The sequence below is a fragment of the Pseudomonas sp. BJP69 genome, from assembly GCF_007633355.1.
GTDB lineage: Bacteria > Pseudomonadota > Gammaproteobacteria > Pseudomonadales > Pseudomonadaceae > Aquipseudomonas > Aquipseudomonas juntendi.
On the sequence record NZ_CP041933.1, the window covers coordinates 1,852,862 to 1,873,894 of the forward strand.

At 64.1% G+C, this 21,033-nt stretch carries 19 protein-coding genes; 14 read left to right on the forward strand and 5 right to left on the reverse strand.

The genetic code is table 11. The annotated features are described in order from the left end of the window. Nucleotides 1–81: 81 nt before the first annotated feature. A complete protein-coding gene (locus tag FPB55_RS08505) occupies nt 82–1,689 on the forward strand; it encodes a hypothetical protein (RefSeq protein WP_029886520.1) in 1,608 nt (535 codons plus the stop codon). A gap of 29 nt (nt 1,690–1,718) precedes the next feature. Here FPB55_RS08505 and FPB55_RS08510 read toward each other — a convergent pair whose 3' ends face one another. From FPB55_RS08510 to azu, 4 genes are all read right to left on the reverse strand, one after another. Beyond that, the gene (locus FPB55_RS08510; protein WP_047150162.1) at nt 1,719–3,122 is read right to left on the reverse strand and encodes an efflux transporter outer membrane subunit; all 1,404 of its coding nucleotides are present in this window, start codon (nt 3,120–3,122) and stop codon (nt 1,719–1,721) included. A 4-nt stretch (nt 3,123–3,126) separates the two neighbouring features. Continuing rightward, nucleotides 3,127–5,094, reverse strand: coding sequence for a MacB family efflux pump subunit (locus FPB55_RS08515; protein ID WP_009684732.1), 1,968 nt, complete (start codon nt 5,092–5,094; stop codon nt 3,127–3,129). 2 nt (nt 5,095–5,096) lie between these two features. Continuing rightward, nucleotides 5,097–6,299: an efflux RND transporter periplasmic adaptor subunit gene (locus tag FPB55_RS08520; RefSeq protein WP_115293689.1), complete on the reverse strand. Its 1,203-nt coding sequence runs from the start codon at nt 6,297–6,299 to the stop codon at nt 5,097–5,099. A 135-nt stretch (nt 6,300–6,434) separates the two neighbouring features. Then, nucleotides 6,435–6,884 carry an azurin gene (azu, locus tag FPB55_RS08525; RefSeq protein ID WP_125854491.1) on the reverse strand — a complete coding sequence of 150 codons (450 nt, stop codon included), beginning with the start codon at nt 6,882–6,884 and terminating at the stop codon, nt 6,435–6,437. Nucleotides 6,885–7,180: 296 nt separating this feature from the next. Here azu and FPB55_RS08530 point away from each other — a divergent pair, with 296 nt between their 5' ends. Continuing rightward, a complete protein-coding gene (locus tag FPB55_RS08530) occupies nt 7,181–7,660 on the forward strand; it encodes a response regulator (RefSeq protein ID WP_009684728.1) in 480 nt (159 codons plus the stop codon). A gap of 58 nt (nt 7,661–7,718) precedes the next feature. Then, entirely contained in the window at nt 7,719–9,044 is a 1,326-nt protein-coding gene (locus FPB55_RS08535; RefSeq protein ID WP_009684727.1) for an MFS transporter, read from the forward strand. A 58-nt stretch (nt 9,045–9,102) separates the two neighbouring features. Here the strand turns inward: FPB55_RS08535 and FPB55_RS08540 are convergent, their stop codons facing one another. Next, a complete protein-coding gene (locus FPB55_RS08540) occupies nt 9,103–10,785 on the reverse strand; it encodes an electron transfer flavoprotein-ubiquinone oxidoreductase (RefSeq protein WP_080709229.1) in 1,683 nt (560 codons plus the stop codon). Between the two features lie 532 nt (nt 10,786–11,317). Between FPB55_RS08540 and FPB55_RS08545 the strand changes: the two genes are divergently transcribed. The 11 genes from FPB55_RS08545 to FPB55_RS08595 all read left to right on the forward strand — a co-directional run bounded on the left by FPB55_RS08545 (nt 11,318) and on the right by FPB55_RS08595 (nt 21,032). Beyond that, nucleotides 11,318–12,067 (forward strand): electron transfer flavoprotein subunit beta/FixA family protein, encoded by a 750-nt coding sequence (locus tag FPB55_RS08545; RefSeq protein WP_029886526.1) that lies wholly within the window; start codon nt 11,318–11,320, stop codon nt 12,065–12,067. Beyond that, nucleotides 12,068–12,997: an FAD-binding protein gene (locus FPB55_RS08550; protein ID WP_009684724.1), complete on the forward strand. Its 930-nt coding sequence runs from the start codon at nt 12,068–12,070 to the stop codon at nt 12,995–12,997. It abuts the gene before it with no gap. Nucleotides 12,998–13,092: 95 nt separating this feature from the next. Further along, nucleotides 13,093–13,914 carry a transporter substrate-binding domain-containing protein gene (locus tag FPB55_RS08555; protein ID WP_029886527.1) on the forward strand — a complete coding sequence of 274 codons (822 nt, stop codon included), beginning with the start codon at nt 13,093–13,095 and terminating at the stop codon, nt 13,912–13,914. Between the two features lie 9 nt (nt 13,915–13,923). Further along, a complete protein-coding gene (locus FPB55_RS08560) occupies nt 13,924–14,277 on the forward strand; it encodes a DUF4398 domain-containing protein (RefSeq protein ID WP_029886528.1) in 354 nt (117 codons plus the stop codon). Further along, on the forward strand, nt 14,274–15,086 hold the full coding sequence (locus FPB55_RS08565; protein WP_125854492.1) for an OmpA family protein: 813 nt from the start codon (nt 14,274–14,276) through the stop codon (nt 15,084–15,086). Before FPB55_RS08560 ends, FPB55_RS08565 begins: the two co-directional genes overlap by 4 nt. Before the next feature lie 196 nt (nt 15,087–15,282). After that, complete coding sequence (locus FPB55_RS08570; protein ID WP_009684720.1) at nt 15,283–16,725, forward strand: PLP-dependent aminotransferase family protein; 1,443 nt, start codon at nt 15,283–15,285, stop codon at nt 16,723–16,725. A 64-nt stretch (nt 16,726–16,789) separates the two neighbouring features. Next, nucleotides 16,790–17,245: a hypothetical protein gene (locus FPB55_RS08575; RefSeq protein WP_009684719.1), complete on the forward strand. Its 456-nt coding sequence runs from the start codon at nt 16,790–16,792 to the stop codon at nt 17,243–17,245. Nucleotides 17,246–17,377: 132 nt separating this feature from the next. Further along, a complete protein-coding gene (locus tag FPB55_RS08580; RefSeq protein ID WP_009684718.1) occupies nt 17,378–17,632 on the forward strand; it encodes a YkgJ family cysteine cluster protein in 255 nt (84 codons plus the stop codon). A gap of 33 nt (nt 17,633–17,665) precedes the next feature. Beyond that, nucleotides 17,666–18,271 carry an START domain-containing protein gene (locus tag FPB55_RS08585; protein WP_009684717.1) on the forward strand — a complete coding sequence of 202 codons (606 nt, stop codon included), beginning with the start codon at nt 17,666–17,668 and terminating at the stop codon, nt 18,269–18,271. 329 nt (nt 18,272–18,600) lie between these two features. After that, the gene (locus tag FPB55_RS08590; RefSeq protein ID WP_225785725.1) at nt 18,601–19,794 is read left to right on the forward strand and encodes an HlyD family efflux transporter periplasmic adaptor subunit; all 1,194 of its coding nucleotides are present in this window, start codon (nt 18,601–18,603) and stop codon (nt 19,792–19,794) included. Beyond that, nucleotides 19,791–21,032, forward strand: coding sequence for a hypothetical protein (locus FPB55_RS08595; RefSeq protein WP_009684715.1), 1,242 nt, complete (start codon nt 19,791–19,793; stop codon nt 21,030–21,032). The genes FPB55_RS08590 and FPB55_RS08595 overlap by 4 nt, the downstream gene beginning before the upstream one ends. Nucleotide 21,033 lies beyond the last annotated feature (1 nt).

Consider the following 21,033-nt stretch of genomic DNA (forward strand, 5'->3'; position numbering starts at 1 on the left):
GGCGGAAGAATTTACCAAACGCCTAAATCGCCTTTGTGACCATTCGTTTTCGCTGGAGTAGTCACGTCATGAGTACAGTGGATGAAGGTGTCACGCCGAGGAATGCTGGCAGGGCTTGTGGCCGCCGGCGCAGTGCTGCCCACGGGTTATTTCGCCTGGCAGAAATGGGACGAAGCCCAGGAGGCGGAGCTGGCCTCCGACGAACCGGCGGTGCCGGTGGACGATGTGCCTAATGCGCTGCTGGGCGAGCGCCTGACGGGTATCTGGGAGTGGCACCTGGTGGCGGGCGATGCGGCGCTGCCCGAGCTGGCGCGGCCGCTGGAACTGCTGCTGGACGTGGGGCAGGGGGCCCGGGCCGTGCGCGGCTACCTGGGCCTGCCGCCCTATGCCGACGGCATGCAGGTGTATGCGCCGCTGGCCGCCGAGCGCCTGCCGCACCTGCGCCTCAAGCTGATCTCGACGAGCGGCCAGGGTTACGACTGCGAAGCGGTGCTCGATGAGATCTGGGGGGACTGGAGCCAAGGCGGTGGCGGTGCCACCCTCAGCGGCCAGGTACGCCTGGCCGGTGTCCAGGCGGGGTTTTCCGGGCCCCAGGGCCGCTTCGTCGCCCGTCGTCGGCCTTTCGTGCCGGCGCGAGAGCGGCTGGCCTTCGTTCCGGCGCTGCACGAGCAACTGATTTCGCCGGGCTGGCGCTACTTTCACCAGCTCTGGCATGCCACCCGTGACCGCTGGCACCGCATTGACGAATCCCGGCGCCAGGCCGTGCGTGGCCTGGGCTGGCAGGCCGGGCCGCTGGGCAAGGAGCGCAATGCCCGTGGCCATGACCGCCACCTCAACGGTTCGGGCGAGGACTTCCTGTTCATGCACCGGCACATGCTGCATGGCGTGCGCCAGGTGCAGGACCTGCGTTCGTGGCCGTGCCTGCCGGCGCCGCGCCCTTTTGTGGGCGAGAACCGGCAGGCGTTCGCCGACTACATGAACAACGTCACCGGCTACAGCGTGCCGCCTTGCTGGCAGGCCGACGACGATGACCACTTCAACCAGTGGCTGTACTACATCAAGAGCCGCGAAGGCCTGTACGCCAACTTCCAGCTGTGGGAAGCGCAACTGCACGACCCCGAGTACCTCAGCACGCTGTGCCTGGGGGAGCTGGGCTCGCGCATCGAACTGGGCATCCACGACTGGCTGCACATGCGCTGGGCGGCCATGGCCCAGGACCCGAACACCGGCTGGCCGATGGCCTATGCGCGGCGCAACCATGACTTTTCCGAGCGCTGGTTCGGGGCGAGCAACGATTTTCTCGGCGACCCGTTCTCGTCCCATGTGAACCCGGTGTTCTGGGCCTTCCATGGCTGGCTCGACGACCGCCTCGAGGACTGGTTCCTGGCCCATGAACAGGCACACCCAGGGGAAGTGCGGCGCTTGACCGTCAACGGCATTCCCTGGTTCGCGCCGGGGCGCTGGGTACGCGTGGCCGAGCCGTGGCTGGGGCCGTCCAGCGAAGGCTGCGGTGCCTGGGGCAAAGGCAATGGTGGTGGCAGCCAGCTGGACATCGAGACCATGAAACTGGCGCTGCAAGTGATCTTCAGCCCGGACCAGGAGGCCGAGCGGCTGATGAAGCGTGTGCCGCCAAGCCGGCCGTGGTTCGCCCGGTACCTGGCGCCGGGGCCGCGCAAGGATGGGCTGTAGCCGCGGCTGGCGCGGCCACCGCCCGGGCCTCACCGTTGCTGTGTCGCCCAGCCGCCGCCCAGGGCCTTGTACAGGGCCACGCTGGCTTGCAGGCGGTCCCTGCGCAGCTGCACGCGCTCGGCCTGGGCGTCGAACAGGCTGCTTTGCGCCTGCAGCACGCTGAGCAGGTCTTCTGCCCCGGCGCGGTAGCGGCTTTCGGCCAGGTCGAAGGCGCGCTGCGCCTGTTGCAGCGCTTGCTGTTGCCAGCGGGCCTGGCGGTCCAGGCCGTCGACACTGTTGAGCGCCTTCTCCACTTCGCCGAAGCTGGTGACCAGCACCCCGCGGTACGTTTCCAGCAGTTCTTCGTGACGCGCCAAGGCCTTGTCGCGCTCGGCGCGCAATTGGCCGTTGTTGAAGATCGGTGCGGTCAAACCCGCGCCCAGGTTGAGCACCGGGTTGCGCAACAGGTCGGCGGCCTGACGGTCGCCGGTGGCCAGGCTGGCGCTCAGGGTCAGCGTGGGGAACAGGGCCGCGCGGGCCACGCGCACGTCGGCCTGGGCCGCGGCCAGGCGCGCTTCGGCTGCGGCGATGTCGGGGCGGCGCGTGAGCAATTGGCTGGGGATGCCGGCATCGATGGCGGGGCCTTGCAGCTGCTCGAAGGGCAGTGCCTCCAACTGTAGGTTCTGCACCGGCTCGCCGAGCAAGGTGGCCAGGGTGATCAGCGCGTCGCGGGCCTGCTGCCGGTACAGCGGCAACTGGCGCTGCTGGCCGGCCACCAGGCTCTGCTGCCGGGCCAGCTCCAGCGCGGTGGCGGAGCCGGCTTGGTAGCGGGTGCGGACCACGTCGAGGATTTTCTGCGCATTGCCCAGGTTCAACGTGGCGATACGGGTCTGCTCCTGCGCCGCCAGGGCTGCCAGGTAGGTGTCCGCGACCTGGCCGGCCAGGCTCAGCTCAAGGGTGTCGCGGTCCAATTCGCTGGCCTGCAGGCTGTGGCCGGCGCTGTCGCGCGTGGCCGCGTTGCGCCCCCAGAAGTCCACTTCATAGCTGGCCGTGAGTGCCGTGTTGAAGTAATGGTAGGTGCGCTCCCTGCTGGAAGCGTCCAGTTCGCTGTAGCCCTGGCCCTTGAGCAGGCGCTGGCGATAGGCGTTGGCGCTGGCATCGAGCCGCGGCAGCAGTGTGCCGCCGGCGATGCGCACATCGGCGCCGGCCTGGCGCACCCTGGCCATGGCCGCCTTCAGGTCGTGGCTGCCTTGCCGGCTCTGGTCGATCAGGCGCGCCAGCTGCGGGCTGTTGAAGCTCGCCCACCAGCGCTCGATGTCCACGGCCTGCGCCTGGGGCACGGCCGGGCTTTGCCAGCCGGGCGGTGGGGCAACCGCGTTGTCCACCGGGGTGGTCTGGCTGCAGGCGCCGAGTAGCGCCAGCAGGGGGATCAAGGCAAACGGGGCTTTGGTCATGGGTTCATTCACTGGACAGGGCGGCCACCGGGTCGAGCCCGGCGGCCTTGCGGGCTGGCATGAAGCCAAAGATCACACCGGTGGCGACCGAGCAGGCAAAGGCACCGAACATGGCCAGGGCGGAAAACGCCACGGCCACCTTGGCCAGGTTCAGGCCTGCCCCGATCAGCAGGGCCAGGGCCACGCCGGTGACGCCACCGACCAGCGACAGCACCACGGCTTCGGTGAGGAACTGGCGCAGGATGTCGCGCTGGCGGGCCCCGGTGGCCACGCGGATGCCGATCTCGCGGGTGCGCTCGCGCACGGTCATCAGCATCACGTTCATCACCCCGATACCGCCCACCAGCAGCGAGATGGCGGCGATGGCCCCAAGCATCAGCGACAGGCCGTTGCGGGTCTGTGCTTCGGCCTGAATAAGGGCGGCGCTGTTGTCGATCTCGAAGTCCTGGATGCCACCGTGCAGGCTGGTCATCAAGCTGCGGATCGCCTGTTCCGCCTCATGCACCAGGGTGCTGTCGGTGGCGGCGATGATCACATATTCGGGGTACTCGACGCCGGACAGGCGGATGCGCGCAGCCGAATAGGGAATGGCGATGCGCAGGTCGTTGCGCTGGTTGGCGCCGCTGGAACCTTTGCTGGCCAGCACGCCGATGACCTGGAAGGGCACGTTCTCCACCAGGATGTAACGGCCGATCGGGTCCTGGCCGTCGGCGAAGAGCTTCTTTTTGACTTCGGAGCCGATGACCGCGACGGCAGCACCCGTGGCCATGTCGGTTTCGTCGAAAAAGCTGCCCTCGGCCACCGGCCAGTTGAGGATCGATGGAAACGCCGGGCTGTAGCCGCCGATGGTCGAGGTCATCTCGCCGTTGCCGTAGCGTACCTGGGCCTGCAAGGTGGTCGCGGCCATGATCGACTTGACCTGGGGCAGCTCGGCCAGGGCCTGCACGTCGCTCAGGCGGATATGGCCTGGTGGCGCGCGCGGGGTGGCCGGGGCGCCGTTCATGAACATGATGTTGGACCCGAAGGCGCCGATCTGCGCCATCACCTGGCGCTTGCTACCTTCGCCCACGGCCAGCATTACCACCACCGAGGCCACGCCGATGATGATGCCCAGCAGGGTCAAGGCGGTGCGCGTGCGGTTGGTCCACATCATCCGCCAGGCGGCCACCAGGGCGTCGCGGGTTTCGCCGAGCCAGGGGCTGCGCGCCTGGTTGGCGTGGGCCAGGCGCTGGCGCAGGGCGTCGGCCTGCAGGGCGCCGGGTTTGGCTGCAGGGGGCGGCTGGCCGACGGCGCTGTCACTGACCACCGCGCCGTCGCGCACCTCGATGATGCGCTGTGCGCGGGCAGCGACGTTGCGATCGTGGGTGATCAGGATCACCACGTGGCCTTGCTGCGCCAGCTCGTCGAGCAGGGCCATGACCTCCGTGCCGCTGTGGCTGTCCAGCGCACCGGTGGGCTCGTCGGCGAGGATGATGTGCCCGCCGTTCATCAGCGCACGGGCAATCGACACTCGCTGCTGCTGGCCACCGGACAATTGCCGCGGGCGGTTGCCGGTGCGTTCGCCCAGCCCCAGGCGCCGCAGCAACACCTGGGCGCGTGCGGCGCGCGCGGCGGCGGGGGTGCCGGCGTAGATGGCCGGCATTTCGACGTTTTCCTGGGCCGAGGCCGACGGGATGAGGTGGTAGCCCTGGAACACGAAGCCGAAGGCTTCACGGCGCAGCCAGGCCAGTTGGTCGTCATCGAGCTCGGCCACGTCCTGGCCAGCGAAGCGGTACTGGCCGGCGCTGGGCCGGTCCAGGCAGCCGAGAATGTTCATCAGGGTCGACTTGCCGGACCCCGAGGTGCCGATGATGGCGATGAATTCCCCGGCATGGATGCTCAGGTCGATGCCGCGCAGCACCTCCACGGTGGGGCTGTCGCCGCCGCCATAGGCCTTGCGGATGCCGCTCAGCTGGATCAGCGGTGTAGGCATGCTCAACTTCCGTTGCCGGTTGGGCCGATCAGCAGGCGGTCGCCTTCCTTCAGGCCATCGAGGATCTGAACCCGCAGGCGATCGCTGAGCCCGATGCGCACGGCGCGTTGCTGGACCTGGCCGTTGTCGGCGAGTACCTGGGCGGTGCGCTGGTCGGGTTGGTCTGGCTTGCCTGCCAGGGCGGCGACCGGGGCGGTGAGCACGTTCTGGGCACTGCCGGCGACGAAGAAGACCTGGGCGGTCATGTCGGCCATCAGTGCATTGTCGGCGTTGTCGACGTCCAGCAGCACGGTGTAGAGCACCACGCGCCCGGCGCCGCTGCTGGTGCCGCCGCTGGGCGCGGCCGGTGCTGGGCTGCCACCGCCCTGGCTGAGCTGGTCCAGAGGCTTGGGTGGGATCGGCAGGATCTGCCGCACGGTGCTGGTCCAGCGCCGGCCACCGCCACTGAGGGTGGTGAAGTAGGCTTGCATACCTGGCTTGACCTGGCCGATGTCGGCTTCCGACACCTCGGCCCAGACGGTCATCGGCGACAGCCGTGCGATGCGCAGGATCAACGGCGTGCGCTGCTGGGCGTTGAGCGTCTGGCCTGCACGGGCGTCGACCGCCACCACGGTGCCGCTCATGGGGGCGTAGATGCGCGTGTAGCCCAGTTGAGCCTCGGCGCTGCGCAGGCTGGCCCGGGCCTGGAGGATCTGCGCCTGGTACCTGTGAATGCGCGCCTGGGTGGTCAGCACCTTGGCCTGGGCGGTTTGCACGTCTTCGTCGCGGGTGGCGCCATCGGCGGCCATGCGCTGCTGGCGTTGCAGTTGCTGCCTGGCCAACAGGTGTTCGGCCTGCTGTTCCTTGACCTGGGCTTCGAGGGTCTGGATGGCGTAGCGCTCGGCGTCCAGTTGCGCCTGCTGGGTGGAGGGGTCGATTTCGACCAGCAGTTGGCCCTGTTTGACCGTGTCGCCCACTTCCACGTGCAGGGTGCGGATCTGCCCGGAGGCCTGGGCGCCGACGTCCACATACTGGCGAGGCTGCAGGGTGCCCAAGGCGGTGACGCTGGATTCGATGTTGCCGCGCGCGACGCGCACGAAGGGGCGCTGCTCGGCGTCATTGGGCAGCAGCTGCCAGGCCGCCGCTGCAGCCAGGGGTATGAGGCAGAGCATGACGATTGCAGCGCGGCGGGTCAGGCGAAGGTAACTCTTGCGAAAGTAACTCATGCGAAAGTCCGGCCAGTGAGGGAAGGCTGCCGGTTAGACGAGGGTGGTGGGGCGAAATTTAGGACCCTGCGCGGGGCGGGGCCAAGGGGCCGGGCGCAGCCCGCTACGGTGCTGCTCCGGCCTGGTCAACGGGGTTCAGCCGCCAAAGGTCAGGGTGCCCTTCATGACCGTGGCGTGGAAGGGATAGGAGCAGAAGTACACATAGTTGTCACCCGGTTTCAGTGCCTTGGTATCCAGCGTGACGGACGCTTGCTCGTTGCCGCCGATCAGCTTGGTGTGCGCCAGCACCCGGGCATCACCTGGCTCGATGTAGTCATGGCCCTCACCGGCCTTGGCACCGTCGTCGGCCACGCCCTTGAGGTCATCTTTGCGGGTCAGCACCCAGTTGTGCCCCATTACGTTCCTGGGCAGGTTGCCGGGGTGCTTCAGGGTAACGGTGAACTGTTTGCAGCTGGCCGGCACGTGGATGGTCTTGAGGTCGTAGGTCATCTGGTCGGTGCCTTGGATGGTCACCGAGCATTGCTCGTCGGCGAAAACAAAGCCTGACAGCGTCAGTGCAGCCAGGGCTACGGCAGTGCGAAACATGGGCTATCTCCATCGAGGTACGGACGACGCCGGCCTTGAATACCGGCGTCCAAGGGTTCACCCAAAGACGAATGCGAAGTCGCCGGATTTAACCTGGGTGCTGCCTTACCACCAAGTTGTTGGGAACGATTGCGCTTTGCGCGTGAAAATTCTGCGAGCTGGCCACTTGATTTCTCGCCGGTTCCCGACAACTATCTAGAAAGACCCCTCCAAGAGCAGCCCTGGTGGACGCCTGTTGCTGGCGCAGTATGGTCAGGGAGCGTGCCCTATATCTCTACCCTTGCCCGGGCCACAACATGATCAACAAGTCGCTGCGCATCCTGATCGCCGACGAGCACCCGTACCAGCGCCTGCAGTTGGAACGGCTGCTTAATGGCCTGGGCTATTACCGGATCGCCCCGGTGGAGAGCTTTGAAGAGCTGCAGCGTCTGGTGCAGAGTGCGTTGCAGCCGTTCAACCTGCTGCTGGGCAATATCGAACTGGCCAGCCATGTCGGCGTCGACCTGGCGCGTTTCTGTGGGGTCAGCACGCAGATCCAGCATGCCCTGCTGTACCACACCCCGCACCTCAAGGTCCCCAGCGTGCCGCCGAGCGAACGCCAGGCGGTCAACGTGAGCCTGCCCCAGGTGCCGGACAACGAGGCCTTGCAGACCTTCATGGCGCTCATCGACAGCCCACTGCTGATCGGCACCCTGGCACTGCCGCCGGGCCTGTCGGGCAACACCGCACATACCCGCAGGCACCGCAACTTCGGCCAAACGGTGTTCAGCCGTTAGGGGCGGCCGGCGGGTATTTGCTATCCTCTTGCGCTTTGCCGATCTTGCGGACCCTGCCATGACTGCCATCGATACCGCTCGCCCGCCCCGGTTCAGCCGCGGCGATCACCGGACCCTGGGCCTGGCGGCGCTGGGCGGCGCGCTGGAAATCTACGATTTCATCATTTTCGTGTTCTTCGCGCTGACCCTCAGCCAGCTGTTCTTCCCGCCGGAAATGCCGGAGTGGTTGCGCCTGCTGCAAAGCTTCGGGATTTTCGTCACCGGTTACCTGGCGCGGCCGCTGGGCGGCATCGTCATGGCTCACTTCGCCGACCACCTGGGCCGCAAGCGGGTGTTCAGCCTGAGCATTTTGATGATGGCGCTGCCGTGCCTGCTGATCGGGGTAATGCCGACCTATGCCGAGATTGGTTACGCCGCGCCGCTGATCTTGCTGGCGTTGCGGATATTGCAGGGGGCTGCGGTCGGCGGCGAGGTACCCAGTGCCTGGACATTCGTTGCCGAACACGCACCGCCGGGGCGGCGGGGGTATGCCCTGGGTTTCCTGCAGGCCGGGTTGACCTTTGGCTATTTGCTGGGGGCACTGACCGCGACGCTGTTGGCCCAGGCTTTCAGCGCCGAGGAAATTCTCGACTACGCCTGGCGTTACCCGTTCCTGCTCGGGGGCGTGTTTGGCGTGATCGGGGTGTGGTTGCGCCGTTGGCTGAGTGAAACGCCGGTATTTCTGGCCCTGCGCGAGCGCAAGGAGCAGCCGGTGAAATTCCCGTTGCGCCAGGTGCTGGGCGCGCATCGTGGGGCGTTGATTCCGGCTGCGCTCCTGACCTGCGTGCTGACCTCGGCGGTGGTGGTGCTGGTGGTGATTACGCCGACGGTCATGCAGCAGCGCTTCGGCATGTCTGCCGCGCACACGTTCGCGCTGAGCAGCGTAGGCATCGTCTTTCTCAACATCGGTTGTGTGCTTGCCGGCCTGCTGGTCGACCGCCTGGGCGCCTGGCGGGCGTTGATGATCTACAGCGCGCTGCTGCCGCTGGGCATCGCTGCGTTGTATGCGAGCCTGGTGGGGCAGTGGGGCATGACGTGGCTGGCTTACGCGTTGGCCGGGCTCTGCTGTGGGGTGGTGGGTGTGGTGCCGTCGGTCATGGTCGGGCTGTTTCCGGCACAGATCCGGGTATCGGGTATTTCCTTCACCTACAACGTGGCCTACGCCTTGTGGGCCAGCACTACGCCCCTGGCGTTGATAGCCTTGATGCCGTGGAGCCCATGGGTGTGCGTTGGCTTCTGTCTGGTCATGGGCGCGGTGGGGCTGCTCACTGCCCGCTACTTTGGCCGCCGGCAACCTTCCGCGTTCGCGGCGGAGCCGATGCCGATCATGTGCGTCGACAAATGAACGAAAAAAGCCCCCGGGCCGCGAGGCCAGGGGGCTTTTTCTTGCTGCAGGGGCGGGCTTACATGTTCGGGTAGTTCGGCCCGCCAGCGCCTTCAGGGGTGACCCAGGTGATGTTCTGGGCCGGGTCCTTGATGTCGCAGGTCTTGCAGTGCACGCAGTTCTGCGCGTTGATCTGGAACCGCTTGTTGCCGTCTTCCTGGGTGACCACTTCGTACACGCCGGCCGGGCAGTAACGCTGGGCGGGCTCATCGTACAGCGGCAGGTTGCTGGCGATCGGGATGCTCGGGTCGGTCAGCTTCAGGTGGCAGGGTTGTTCCTCTTCATGGTTGGTGCTGGAGAGGAATACCGAGCTGAGCTTGTCGAAGCTGAGCTTGCCGTCCGGTTTCGGGTAGTCGATTTTCTGCGAGTCGGCCGCCAGCTTCAGGCAGGCGTAGTCCGGCTTGGTGTCGTGCAGGGTAAACGGCAGCTTGCCGCCAAACCAGTTCTGGTCGACATAGTTGAAAGCCCCCCCCAGCAGCGGGCCGAACTTGTGCAGTGCCGGGCCGAAGTTGCGGCTGGCGAACAGCTCTTCGTACAGCCAGCTGGCCTTGAACGCGCTGACGTAGCCGTCGAGCAGGTCGCCACCTTCACGCCCGGCAGCCAGGGCGTCAGCCACCGCTTCGGCGGCCAGCATGCCGGACTTCATCGCGGTATGGCTGCCCTTGATCTTCGAGAAGTTCAGGGTGCCGAGGTCGCAACCGATCAGCGCGCCGCCGTTGAAGACCATCTTCGGCAGCGAGTTCAGGCCGCCCTTGCAGATGGCGCGGGCGCCGTAGCTGATACGCTTGCCACCTTCGAGGTATTGGCTCATCACCGGGTGGTGCTTCAGGCGCTGGAATTCGTCGAAGGGCGACAGGTACGGGTTGGCATAGGACAGGTCGACGATCAGGCCGACCACCACCTGGTTGTTTTCCAGGTGGTAAAGGAACGAGCCACCGGTGTTGTCCTTGGCCATCACGTCCAGCGGCCAGCCAGCGGTATGCACCACCAGGCCTTGCTCGTGCTTGGCCGGGTCGATTTCCCAGATTTCCTTCAGGCCGATGCCGTAGTGCTGCACGTCGGCTTCGCTGTCGAGGTTGAAGCGCTTGATCAGCTGCTTGCCGATATGGCCACGGCAGCCTTCGGCGAACAGGGTGTACTTGGCGCGCAGTTCCATGCCGGGGGTATACAGGCCGTCCTTTGGCTTGCCTTCGCGGTCGACACCCAGGTCGCCGGTGACAATGCCGCGGACCACGCCGTTTTCATCGAACAGGGCTTCCTGGGCGGCGAAGCCGGGGTAGATTTCCACGCCCAGGTTCTCGGCCTGCTGGGCCAGCCAGCGGCACAGGTTGCCCAGCGAAATGATGTAGTTGCCCTGGTTGTGCATGGTTTTGGGCACGAACAGGTCGGGCACTTTGGTCGAGCTGCCGGCGTCTTTGAGCACGTAGATATCGTCGCGCTTCACTTCGGTGTTCAGTGGCGCGCCCAGTGCCTTCCAGTCGGGGAACAGCTCGTTCAGCGCGCGGGGCTCGAACACCGCACCGGAGAGGATGTGAGCACCGACTTCGGAGCCTTTTTCCACCACGCAGACGCTGATTTCGCTACCGGTTTCGGCGGCCTTCTGCTTCAGGCGGCAGGCGGCGGACAGGCCCGCCGGGCCGGCGCCGACGATGACCACGTCGAATTCCATGTATTCGCGTTCCACAGGTTCTCTCCTACTCATCAAGGCTCGTGCTGTTGCTGGGTCTTATGGGTGCATGCGCGCAGTGGCTCGTCACGGGAGCGAAACTGTAGCTGCGCAACTGACGGACTACACCGTTTTGTCTTGGCCGCGCATTATATCTACACCACTTGGCGGGTCCAATACAAACGTTTGTTTGAATTTGCCGCAGGCCAGTAAAATCACAGGCGTGCGGCTGGAGGGTGACCGATTTGCCGTATTGACCGGATTGGGTGTTACGGTCAAGATACGAGCGGTTTTACGTTCGCCGTAGGCTTGCAGCCGGGCGCAGGTACACCTCTAAAGACCAGGTGTGGAGCAGGGTTTTGCGGGCTTAGGCCGGTTTGTAGTGGAGTTTACACGCCACGACAGGAAATGACCCGTGAGTATTTGTCGCAATGGTCCGAACAAGACTGTTCGGTCACTGTGAAGATGCCGCTTCCCGGTACGTTTTTAGAGGTGCCCTTGTACCCACGCGCATCGCAGGGCTTTGCCCCAGGCGACTATCTATTCACCGGAGAGTAACGAGGAATCCATGAAGGTTCTTGTAGCTGTCAAACGAGTGGTCGACTACAACGTCAAGGTTCGCGTCAAAGCGGACAACTCCGGCGTCGACCTTGCTAACGTCAAGATGTCCATGAACCCCTTCTGCGAAATCGCCGTGGAAGAAGCCGTACGCCTGAAAGAGAAGGGCGTTGCCAGCGAGATCGTGGTCGTTTCGGTCGGCCCGACCACTGCCCAGGAACAACTGCGCACCGCCCTGGCCCTTGGCGCCGACCGCGCCATCCTGGTCGAAGCCGCTGATGAACTGAACTCCCTGGCCGTGGCCAAGGCGCTCAAGGCGGTTGTCGACAAGGAGCAGCCACAGCTGATCATCCTCGGCAAACAAGCCATCGACAGCGACAACAACCAGACCGGCCAGATGCTGGCTGCGCTGACCGGCTACGCCCAGGGCACCTTCGCCTCCAAGGTGGAAGTGGCCGGCGACAAGCTGAATGTCACCCGTGAAATCGACGGTGGCCTGCAGACGGTTGCACTGAACCTGCCTGCGATCGTCACCACCGACCTGCGCCTGAACGAGCCACGCTACGCGTCGCTGCCGAACATCATGAAGGCCAAGAAAAAGCCGCTGGAAACCCTTGCGCCAGACGCGCTGGGCGTTTCCCTCGCCTCCACCAACAAAACCGTGAAAGTTGAAGCCCCGGCTGCCCGCAGCGCGGGTATCAAGGTCAAGTCGGTGGCCGAACTGGTCGAGAAGCTGAAGAACGAAGCGAAGGTAATCTAAATGACTATCCTGGTTGTCGCTGAATACGAAAACGGTGCCGTAGCCCCGGCCACCCTGAACACCGTTGCCGCTGCCGCCAAGATCGGTGGCGATGTGCATGTACTGGTCGCTGGCCAGAACATTGGCGGCGTTGCCGAAGCCGCTGCCAAGATCGCTGGCGTGGCCAAGGTCCTGGTTGCCGATAACGCAGCTTATGCCCACGTGCTGCCAGAGAACGTGGCGCCGCTGATCGTCGAGCTGGCCAAGGGTTACAGCCACGTGCTGGCCCCGGCCACCACCAATGGCAAGAACGTCCTGCCGCGGGTTGCTGCGCTGCTGGACGTCGACCAGATCTCCGAGATCATCTCGGTCGAGTCCGCCGACACCTTCAAGCGCCCGATCTACGCCGGTAACGCCATTGCCACCGTGCAATCGAGCGCGGCCATCAAGGTGATCACCGTGCGTACCACCGGCTTTGACGCCGTGGCCGCCGAAGGTGGTTCGGCTGCCATCGAGGCGGTCGGTGCCGCGCACGATGCTGGTATCTCGGCATTCGTTGGCGAAGAGTTGGCCAAGTCCGACCGCCCAGAGTTGACTGCCGCCAAAATCGTCGTTTCCGGCGGCCGTGGCATGGGTAACGGTGACAACTTCAGCCACCTGTACAGCCTGGCCGACAAGCTCGGTGCTGCCGTGGGTGCCTCGCGCGCCGCCGTCGACGCCGGCTTCGTGCCCAACGACATGCAGGTCGGCCAGACCGGCAAGATCGTCGCGCCGCAGCTGTACATCGCCGTGGGCATTTCCGGTGCGATCCAGCACCTGGCCGGCATGAAGGACTCCAAGGTGATCGTTGCGATCAACAAGGACGAAGAAGCGCCGATCTTCCAGGTGGCTGACTACGGGCTGGTCGCGGACCTGTTCGAAGCGGTGCCAGAGCTGGAAAAGCTGGTCTGATCCGCCTGCTTCACTTATAAAGAACCCGGCCCCGTTACAGGGGCCGGGTTTTTTTATGGCCGGTTACGGGTCAATCGCGATACAAGGAGTGAGCAATGGTGCTGCGTAAAGCAGGCAGGGTGCTGGCATGCATGGCGGTCTTGGTTGCGCCACCGGCCATGGCGGCAGGCAAGTGCGAACGCCTGGTAGCAACCGGCAGCCCTGATGCGCCGCCCTATTCGTGGCAGGACCCGAAAAACCCGCAGCACCTGATCGGTGCCAACGTCGACCTGCTGCGTCAGGTGGCTGGCGAGCTGGGGGTGAAGGTGGAGGTGCTCAGTGCCGGGCGTCGCGAACAGGCACTGCAAGAGGTTCGCAGCGGCCGCATGGACCTGCTGATCGACACGCCGATGCAGGTGGAGCAACTGACTGCGCTGGACTATATCCACCCCCCGTTGCAGTTGAACGAGTACCTGGTGTGGACGCGGCACGATGCGCAACTGACCATCGATGGCCCGGCCGACCTGGCCCGCTACCAGGGTAGTTTGTCCGAGCGGGCGCGCCTGACGCCGGCCTTTACTGCGTTCGCCAAGGCGCAACTGAAGCTGGTGCCTGCGCAGAACCTTACTCAAGCGTTCCAGAAGCTGGTGCTCGGCCAGGTGGATTACGTGCTGGCTGGCCGTTATGCCGGTATGGCCATGGCTCAGAGCCTGGGCATGAGCAATGACCTGATTGCGCGGGGTTTGCCGGTCGACCGCCCAGGCTTGTACTTGGCGCTGTCGCACAATTCCGCGTGCAATGACAGTTGGTTGCGTGGGCAATTGGCGAAAAAACTGACAGAATTGCCGATCTCCGGTGCATCCGAAGCGGTACTGCAACGTAATGTCGAGCGCTGGAAAGCGCAGCTGCAAGTACCGGCGGACGCCCCCAAACACTAGGAAGATTGCGTGAGAACCCAACCACTGATCCTTGCCCTGGCCGTGCTTGGCCTGGCGGGCTGCGCCAATGACCCGGCCCCTAACGAGCAGATGCGTATTTCCGAACAGGCGCTGGAGCAGGCCAGGGCCGTCGGTGCAACCGACCAGGTCGAATCGCTGAAACTGGCCGAAGACAAGCTGGCGCGGGCCAGGACCAACATGCTGACCGAAGACTACCGCGATGCGCGCATGCGCGCCGAGCAGGCGGAACTGGACGCGCGTTTTGCCGAGGCCCAGGTGCTGAACCAGAAGAGTGAAGAGCAGTTGCAGTTGTTGCAGTCGCGGGTGCAGCGCCTGCGCAAGCAGCTGGAGGTGCAGCCATGAACCGTCACGCACCCTTCGCCGTACTGGCAGTGCTGGCCCTGGCGGTAGGCCTGCAGGGTTGCGCCAGCCAGCGCAGCAGCGCGGCGCTTGAGCAAGCCAGCGCCGCCTTCCAGAAGGTCAAGGACGATTCCGACGTGCTGCGCAGCGCGCCGCGTGACGTGATTCGTGCAGGCGAGTCGCTGGCGCGCGCCGAACGCTTGTCCAGCTACATCGGCACCGGCTCCGATGTGCGCCATTACGCTTACCTCAGCCAGCGTTACAGCGAGATTGCCGGTGAGCATGCCAAGCTGGCGCTGAACCAGGAGCGCCAGGCCAAGCTGGACCTGGAGCGCCAGCGTTTGCAGCTGGCTTTGCGCGAGGCCAAGCTGGCCAGCGTGCAGCAGCAAGGCAAATGGGTCGAGGCGCAAATTGCCGCGCTGGCCTCGGAGCAAGCCGATCGCGGCCTGGTAATGACCTTGGGTGACGTGCTGTTCGACACCGGCAGTGCCAACCTGAAAAACACCGCCAGCCGAACCGTGCTCAAGCTGGTGCAGTTCCTGCAGCTCAACCCACACCGGGTGGTACGCATCGAGGGCTATACCGACAGCACGGGTACACCTGAAGAAAACCTCAAGCTGTCGCACGACCGGGCTCAGTCCGTTGCCGACATGCTGGTGGACCTTGGTGTCGACGAAAAGCGCCTGCAGGTCGAAGGCTACGGCGACCAGTACCCGATCGAGGCCAATGCCTCGGAGCGGGGTAGGGCGCAGAACCGCCGGGTCGAGATTGTGTTTTCCGACGACAAGGGCAGGCTCGCGCCGGCGCGTTGAGCGTGAGTGTTCGGCTCGGTGCGGTCGGCGCCGATCAGATCGCGCGCCGCCCGCGCGGCGCTGGATCTCACAGGCGCTGAAGATGCAGTGGCGGCCCAACCATCTGTCCCGGTACACTTCTTGACTGTTACGGTATCCTCTACTGTCAGTGAGTCGCACAAGAACAACGAGCCCGTCCGCGCGTCGAGATCCCGCCATGACCAACCTGCTGCTGTACCAGCGTATCGCCCAGCAACTGGCCGATGACATTCGTCGCGGCGTCTACCAGCCAGGCGAGCGGGTACCCTCCGTACGCAAGATGAGCGCGCAGCTCAACGTCAGCCATGCCACGGTGCTGCAGGCCTACGCCAACCTCGAAGACCAGGGCCTGATCCGTGCGCGGCCGCAGTCCGGCTACTATGTGCACCAGACCCCGGCCCTGACCGCCCCGACCCCGGATATCGCCAGGGTCGAACGCCCAGGCCTGGTCACACGTGCCAGCATCATCCAGCAGGTACTGACCGAGGCCCGCCGCGACGGTGTGTTCCCGTTCGGTGCTGCCGTGCCGCATGTGGATTATCTGCCTGTGCGCGCACTGCACCAGCAAATCGCCAAAGTGACACGCTTCCACAGCCCGCGCGCATTCAGCTACATGTTCAGCCCAGGGTTCGAGCCGCTGCGCCGGCAAATTGCCATTCGCATGCGCGATGCCGGTGTGATCGTCGACCCGCGTGAGGTGATCGTGACCCACGGCTGTGTCGATGCCCTGCAGATGTCGTTACGCGTGCTGACCCGCCCCGGGGACCTGATCGCCGCCGAGTCGCCGACCTATTACGGTTTGCTGCAGCTGGCGGACCTGCTGGGTTTGAAAGTGATCGAGATCCCCAGCGACCCGTCCACGGGGATCAGCCTCGAAGCCTTGCAACTGGCGGCAAACCAGTGGTCGATCAAGGCCTTGGTGTTGACTGCGCGGCTGAGCAACCCGCTGGGCGGTACGGTGCCGGAAGAGCGGCAAAAGCAACTGCTGCGCCTGGCGTCGGACTTCGATATCCAGATCATCGAGGACGACATCTATGGCGAGTTGATGTTCGAGCAGGGCAAGAGCAAGGCACTGAAAGCCTTCGATCGGCTGGACCGGGTGATCTACTGTTCGAGCTTCTCCAAAACCTTGTCTCCCGGGGTGAGGGTTGGCTGGATGATCGCCGGGCGTTACCAGGACGAGATACAGCGCCTGCAAACTTTCACCACCCATTCAGCCTGCAGCGTGACCCAGATGGGTGTGGCAGCGTACCTGGAAAATGGCGGCTACGACCGGCAGCTGCGCTATATCCGCCAGGAGTACCGCAAGAACCTCAGTGCCTACCAGCTGGCGGTGCAGCAGCACTTCCCCGAAGGTACCCAGATGACCCGGCCTACCGGGGGGTTCATCCTCTGGGTGAGCCTGCCTGGGCGGGTGAATACGCAAGAGCTGCATGTGCGTGCGTTGGAGCAGGGCATCAGTATTGCTCCGGGGTTGATATTCAGTAACACGGAACAATTCAACCACTGCATCCGCCTCAACTGCGGTATTCCGTGGAACAAGGAGGCCGAGCGGGCGGTCATGACCTTGGGCTTGCTGGCGCAGCAGCTGTGCCGCGAGCCTGCGCTCACACTTTTGTGAGGGTTGCCAGCAGCCCGCGGAACAGGGAGCATACGAGCCTTTACAGCGGGTCTGTCCATTTGCCATGAATGCATTACGTCGTTTTGTTCTGATTCTGTGCCTTGCGGCCCCGTGCTGCGCCGCCGCGGGCCTGGCCTTCGCTGCGCAGCCGGCGCAGGCCCAGCAGGCACAGACAAAAAACGCCGCCAAGCCTGCGCAGAAGCCGGTAGTCCGCAAAGCCCCTGCCAAGAAAGCAAAACCGCGAAGCAAGGCAGTTGCCAAGCCTTTGCCCAAAGCAAAGTTGGACTTGAGCCTGCCCACCGACCTGGTCGACAACCTTGAGCCAGACATAGGGACACCTTCGCCGATCCAGCGCCGCAAACCGCTGCTGCCCCCTATGTTCCGGGACAAGCCGGAAGCCGACGACAGCCCGTTCCAGCTCAATGGCCGCTTGATCAACAATGAAATGCAGCTGCAATTGCGCAATGACAGCCGCCGTGAAGTGGAAGGTGCGGCCATCGATTTCGAGTTCCGGCAGTAAGGGGCAAACTGACTGCCGGGTCATGTCATTTTTCATCGTGCCAGCAATTTCAAACACCTGTTTGGGCGGGTACTATCCAGGGGCGTTCGTCCCGTTACTTGTTTCAGGGAGTCCTGAGTTTGGTGAATCGCCATGAACTGCCGTGAGGGCTGCGGTGCCTGCTGCATTGCCCCGTCCATCACCTCTGCCATGCCGCGCATGCCCAATGGCAAGCCAGCTGGCGAGCGCTGCCTGCACCTGACGGCGGCCAACCTCTGCGACCTGTTCGGCAAGCCTGAGCGGCCAGCAGTGTGTGGCGGGTTCAAGGCAGATGTCGAGGTGTGTGGCAGTGACCGTGACGAAGCGATCAGGATTCTTGGCTGGTGGGAGCAGATGACGGCGGCGTGAAAGGCTGGATCTTCGACAACAAGGATAAACATGATGAGATCGTTAAAGCGTATTGCACTGCTGTGTGGCGTGGGTGTTCTGCTTTCGCCGGCGGCCTGGGCCGAGAACTGGCAAGTGGCCAAGGACGAGGAAGGCATCAAGGTGTCCCTCAGCGAAGTCGCTGGCTCCAAGTACAAGGCCTATCGCGGGGTGACCGTGATCAAGGCGCCGCTGGCCAAGGTCGAGGCACTGCAGGAAGACGCGGCCGGGGCATGTGCATGGATCCACGAATGCAAATCGCAGAAGCTGCTCAAGCATGAAGGTAACCAGAGCTGGACCTACACCCAGTTCAATACGCCATGGCCGGTGACGCCGCGCGATTCGGTGCTGCATATCACCACTGTCAAGGAGGCTGATGGCAGCGTCACCCGCAACCTGAAAGAAGAGCCGACCTACCTGCCGGAAGAGAAGGGCTTCGTGCGGGTGGCTAAAGTCGAAGGGTTCTGGAAGCTGGTGCCCAAGGGCGACACCACCGAAGTGACCTACCAGGTGCATACCGAGCCGGGTGGTAGCGTGCCGGCGATGGTCGCCAACAAGTTCGTGGTGGATTCGCCGTTCAATACCCTCAAACAGCTGCGTGAACGGGCTGAGAAAAACTGAGGCCTCGCACTGCCTGTAGCGCCTTCAGGTGATGGCGCTACAGGTGGCACCGGCGTCAATAAAAGAACGCCATTATTTGAGCGTTGCTGGAAGTTTGACAGCATAAATTTTTGGGCTTAGATTCAAACTCAGTGAGCCATTTCCTGCCCCCTCTCGTGCTCACGCCAACTATAAAAAACGTGCTGCGTTTTTCTTCTGCTTTATAACTTCAAGACCTACGCCTTACCCACTTGTACCTCTGCGCTTGCGGGCCGTTTTGTCCTCGGTCAGTGCAAGGGCGAGCACTTGCCTATTGATTTTCATCCGCCGCGTGTGTGGGAGATATCATCGTGCATGCTAATCGACTTTCGTTATTGCCCCGGATCGCCGGGTACGGTGTATTGGCTTTCATGGGCTGGTTGCTGTTTTCGACATTGTTCATGCCGTTATTGTCGTCATCGGCAACCCGGGCCATTCTCAATGCACCGGTCATTCTGCTGACCACGCCCATCGATGGCGTGGTGCGTACCTTGAACATTCAGCCAGGCACCACGTTCACCACGGGCCAGGATATCGCAACCATCGAGAACCCCCGGGCGGAACAGGAAACGCTGCTGGGCTTGCAGACACGCCGGCTCACCTTGCAGCAGCAATTGGCGGCCATGGCCAGCCAGGCCGAACACGACCGCAAGTACTACAACGCACTGGAGATCACCAGCCAGCAGTACCAGGATGCCTATGAGGTGCGCAAGCGCTACGCGCAGAAGGCCCTGAAGGCTGAGAGCGGGGCGGCTGGCGCACGCCTGGCCGATGCCCGGGAAACACTGGCACGTAACCTTGAGCTGTTTCGCCAGGGCGCGGTGAGCGAGGCCGTCGTGGCCAGTTCCCGGGCGCAACTGGCCTCGTTGCAGGCCGATGCCGAGACCATTCGCTCGCGGGTGCACATCAACGATGGTGATCTTAATGCGGCCAAGGACCAGGTGTACCTGGACCCCGAGCAATTGCGCATGTTCGACCTCAAGTCGCAGATGACCACGCTGAAACTTAGCCTGGATAATCTGGAGCGCAACCGGGTAACCCTCGAAGAGGAACTTTCCCACCTCGACCAGTTGATAGAAAGTGAGCAAAACCGGGTGCAGATGATGGCGGCTTATAATGTGGTGGCGTATGCATCCGGCACCGTGCAAGAGTTGATCGCCCCGCAAGGCACGCAAGTACGGGCGGGTGCAACGCTATTGCGCGCTACCAATTGCAGTCAAAGTTATGTTATTGCGGTATTCCCGGAGCGAATGGCCAGCCGGATCGACCGGGATAGCGAACTGCAAGTATCTATCCGCGGTGTCGCGCAACCGCTGAAAGCCAAAGTCGTGCAGTTACTGTCCAGCCCGACCGATGTACAAAGCAGCAATTACAGTGTGCCGTTTCCTTATGCCGAGCAGAACTCGGTCTATGTGGTAGGTACGTTCGACAACAACTTGCCGGCCGATGAACGCCTGTTGACCTGCAACCCTGGCAACTGGGTGACCGCGACGGTATCGCGATGAACGGCTGGGTGCTTTTTGCCGGTGTGCTCGGGCTGGTGCTGGGCAGCCAGGCCATGGCCCTGGAGCCTCGGGCCCGCCTGCAGCACATGACCTGCGCAGGCATCGGGCAGGCGGTGGCGGCTCAAGGCCAAGGGCCGTTGCTGCTGGCCAGCTATCCGCAGCAACCGGGGCAGCCTGCCGTGCCTGGCGTGCTGCAAGGCGTGGCATTCACCTACGACAACGCGTTGGCCAGCATCGCCTTGTTTGCCTGCGGCAATGCGCCAGCTGCCCGACAAATTGCCGACGCTTTGGCCTATGCCATCGATCACGACCCTGAGTACCGCGATGGCCGGGTGCGCAATGCCTACGCCGCTGGCCCGCTGCAGGCCGCGCCTGTGCGGCTGCCGGGCTACTGGAGCGATGAGCGTGCTGCATGGAGCCAGGATGCGTACCAGGTGGGCAGTGCGACCGGTAATCAGGCGTGGGCAGCGCTGGCGTTGCTGGAGGCTTATCGGCACAGCGGTGAAGCGCGTTATTTGCAGGCGAGCAGAAAGGTGCTCGACTGGGCCCGGCGCACCACCTTCGACAAGGGGCCACCGGCAGGCTTCAACGGGGGCATTTACGGGTTCGCCGCTGCCCCGCAGGTGCAAACCTGGAAGTCCACCGAGCATAACGTCGATCTGGCGGCAGCCTGGGCCTCGTTGGCGCGGCTGGACAACGATAGCGAAGCTGGCCGGCAGGCGCGCATTGCCCGCGGCTTCGTCGAGGCCCACTGGGATGCCGGCCAAGGCCGGTTCCTGATCGGTACCTTGCCCGATGGCCGAACACCGCAGACGCAGCAGTCGGGCCTGGATGCGCAGATCTGGCCGCTGATTGCCATTGCCGACGCACCGCAGCAGTGGCTGCAGGCACTGACGTTCGTGGAGCGGGCCCATGGTTTCGCTCAGGGCTATGGCTTCAAGCAGGACCCTGACGGTATCTGGACCGAAGGCACGGCGCAGGTGGCGGCCGTTGCCAGCCTTCGCGGCCTGGCACCCCTGGCGCAGCCATTGTGGCCGTTGTTGCTGGCGCAACAGGCTGGCGATGGCTGGCTGTACGCCACCCCGGAGGCACAGGTCAGCACGGGGCTGAGCGTGGGGCCGGACTCGACCCATGACGATTTCCTGTACTTCCACCTGCCCCATTTGGGCGCCACGGCATGGGCGGCGATCGCTGCCACCGGCGTCAACCCTTTCACTGGCGATTACAAGGCCCACTGAC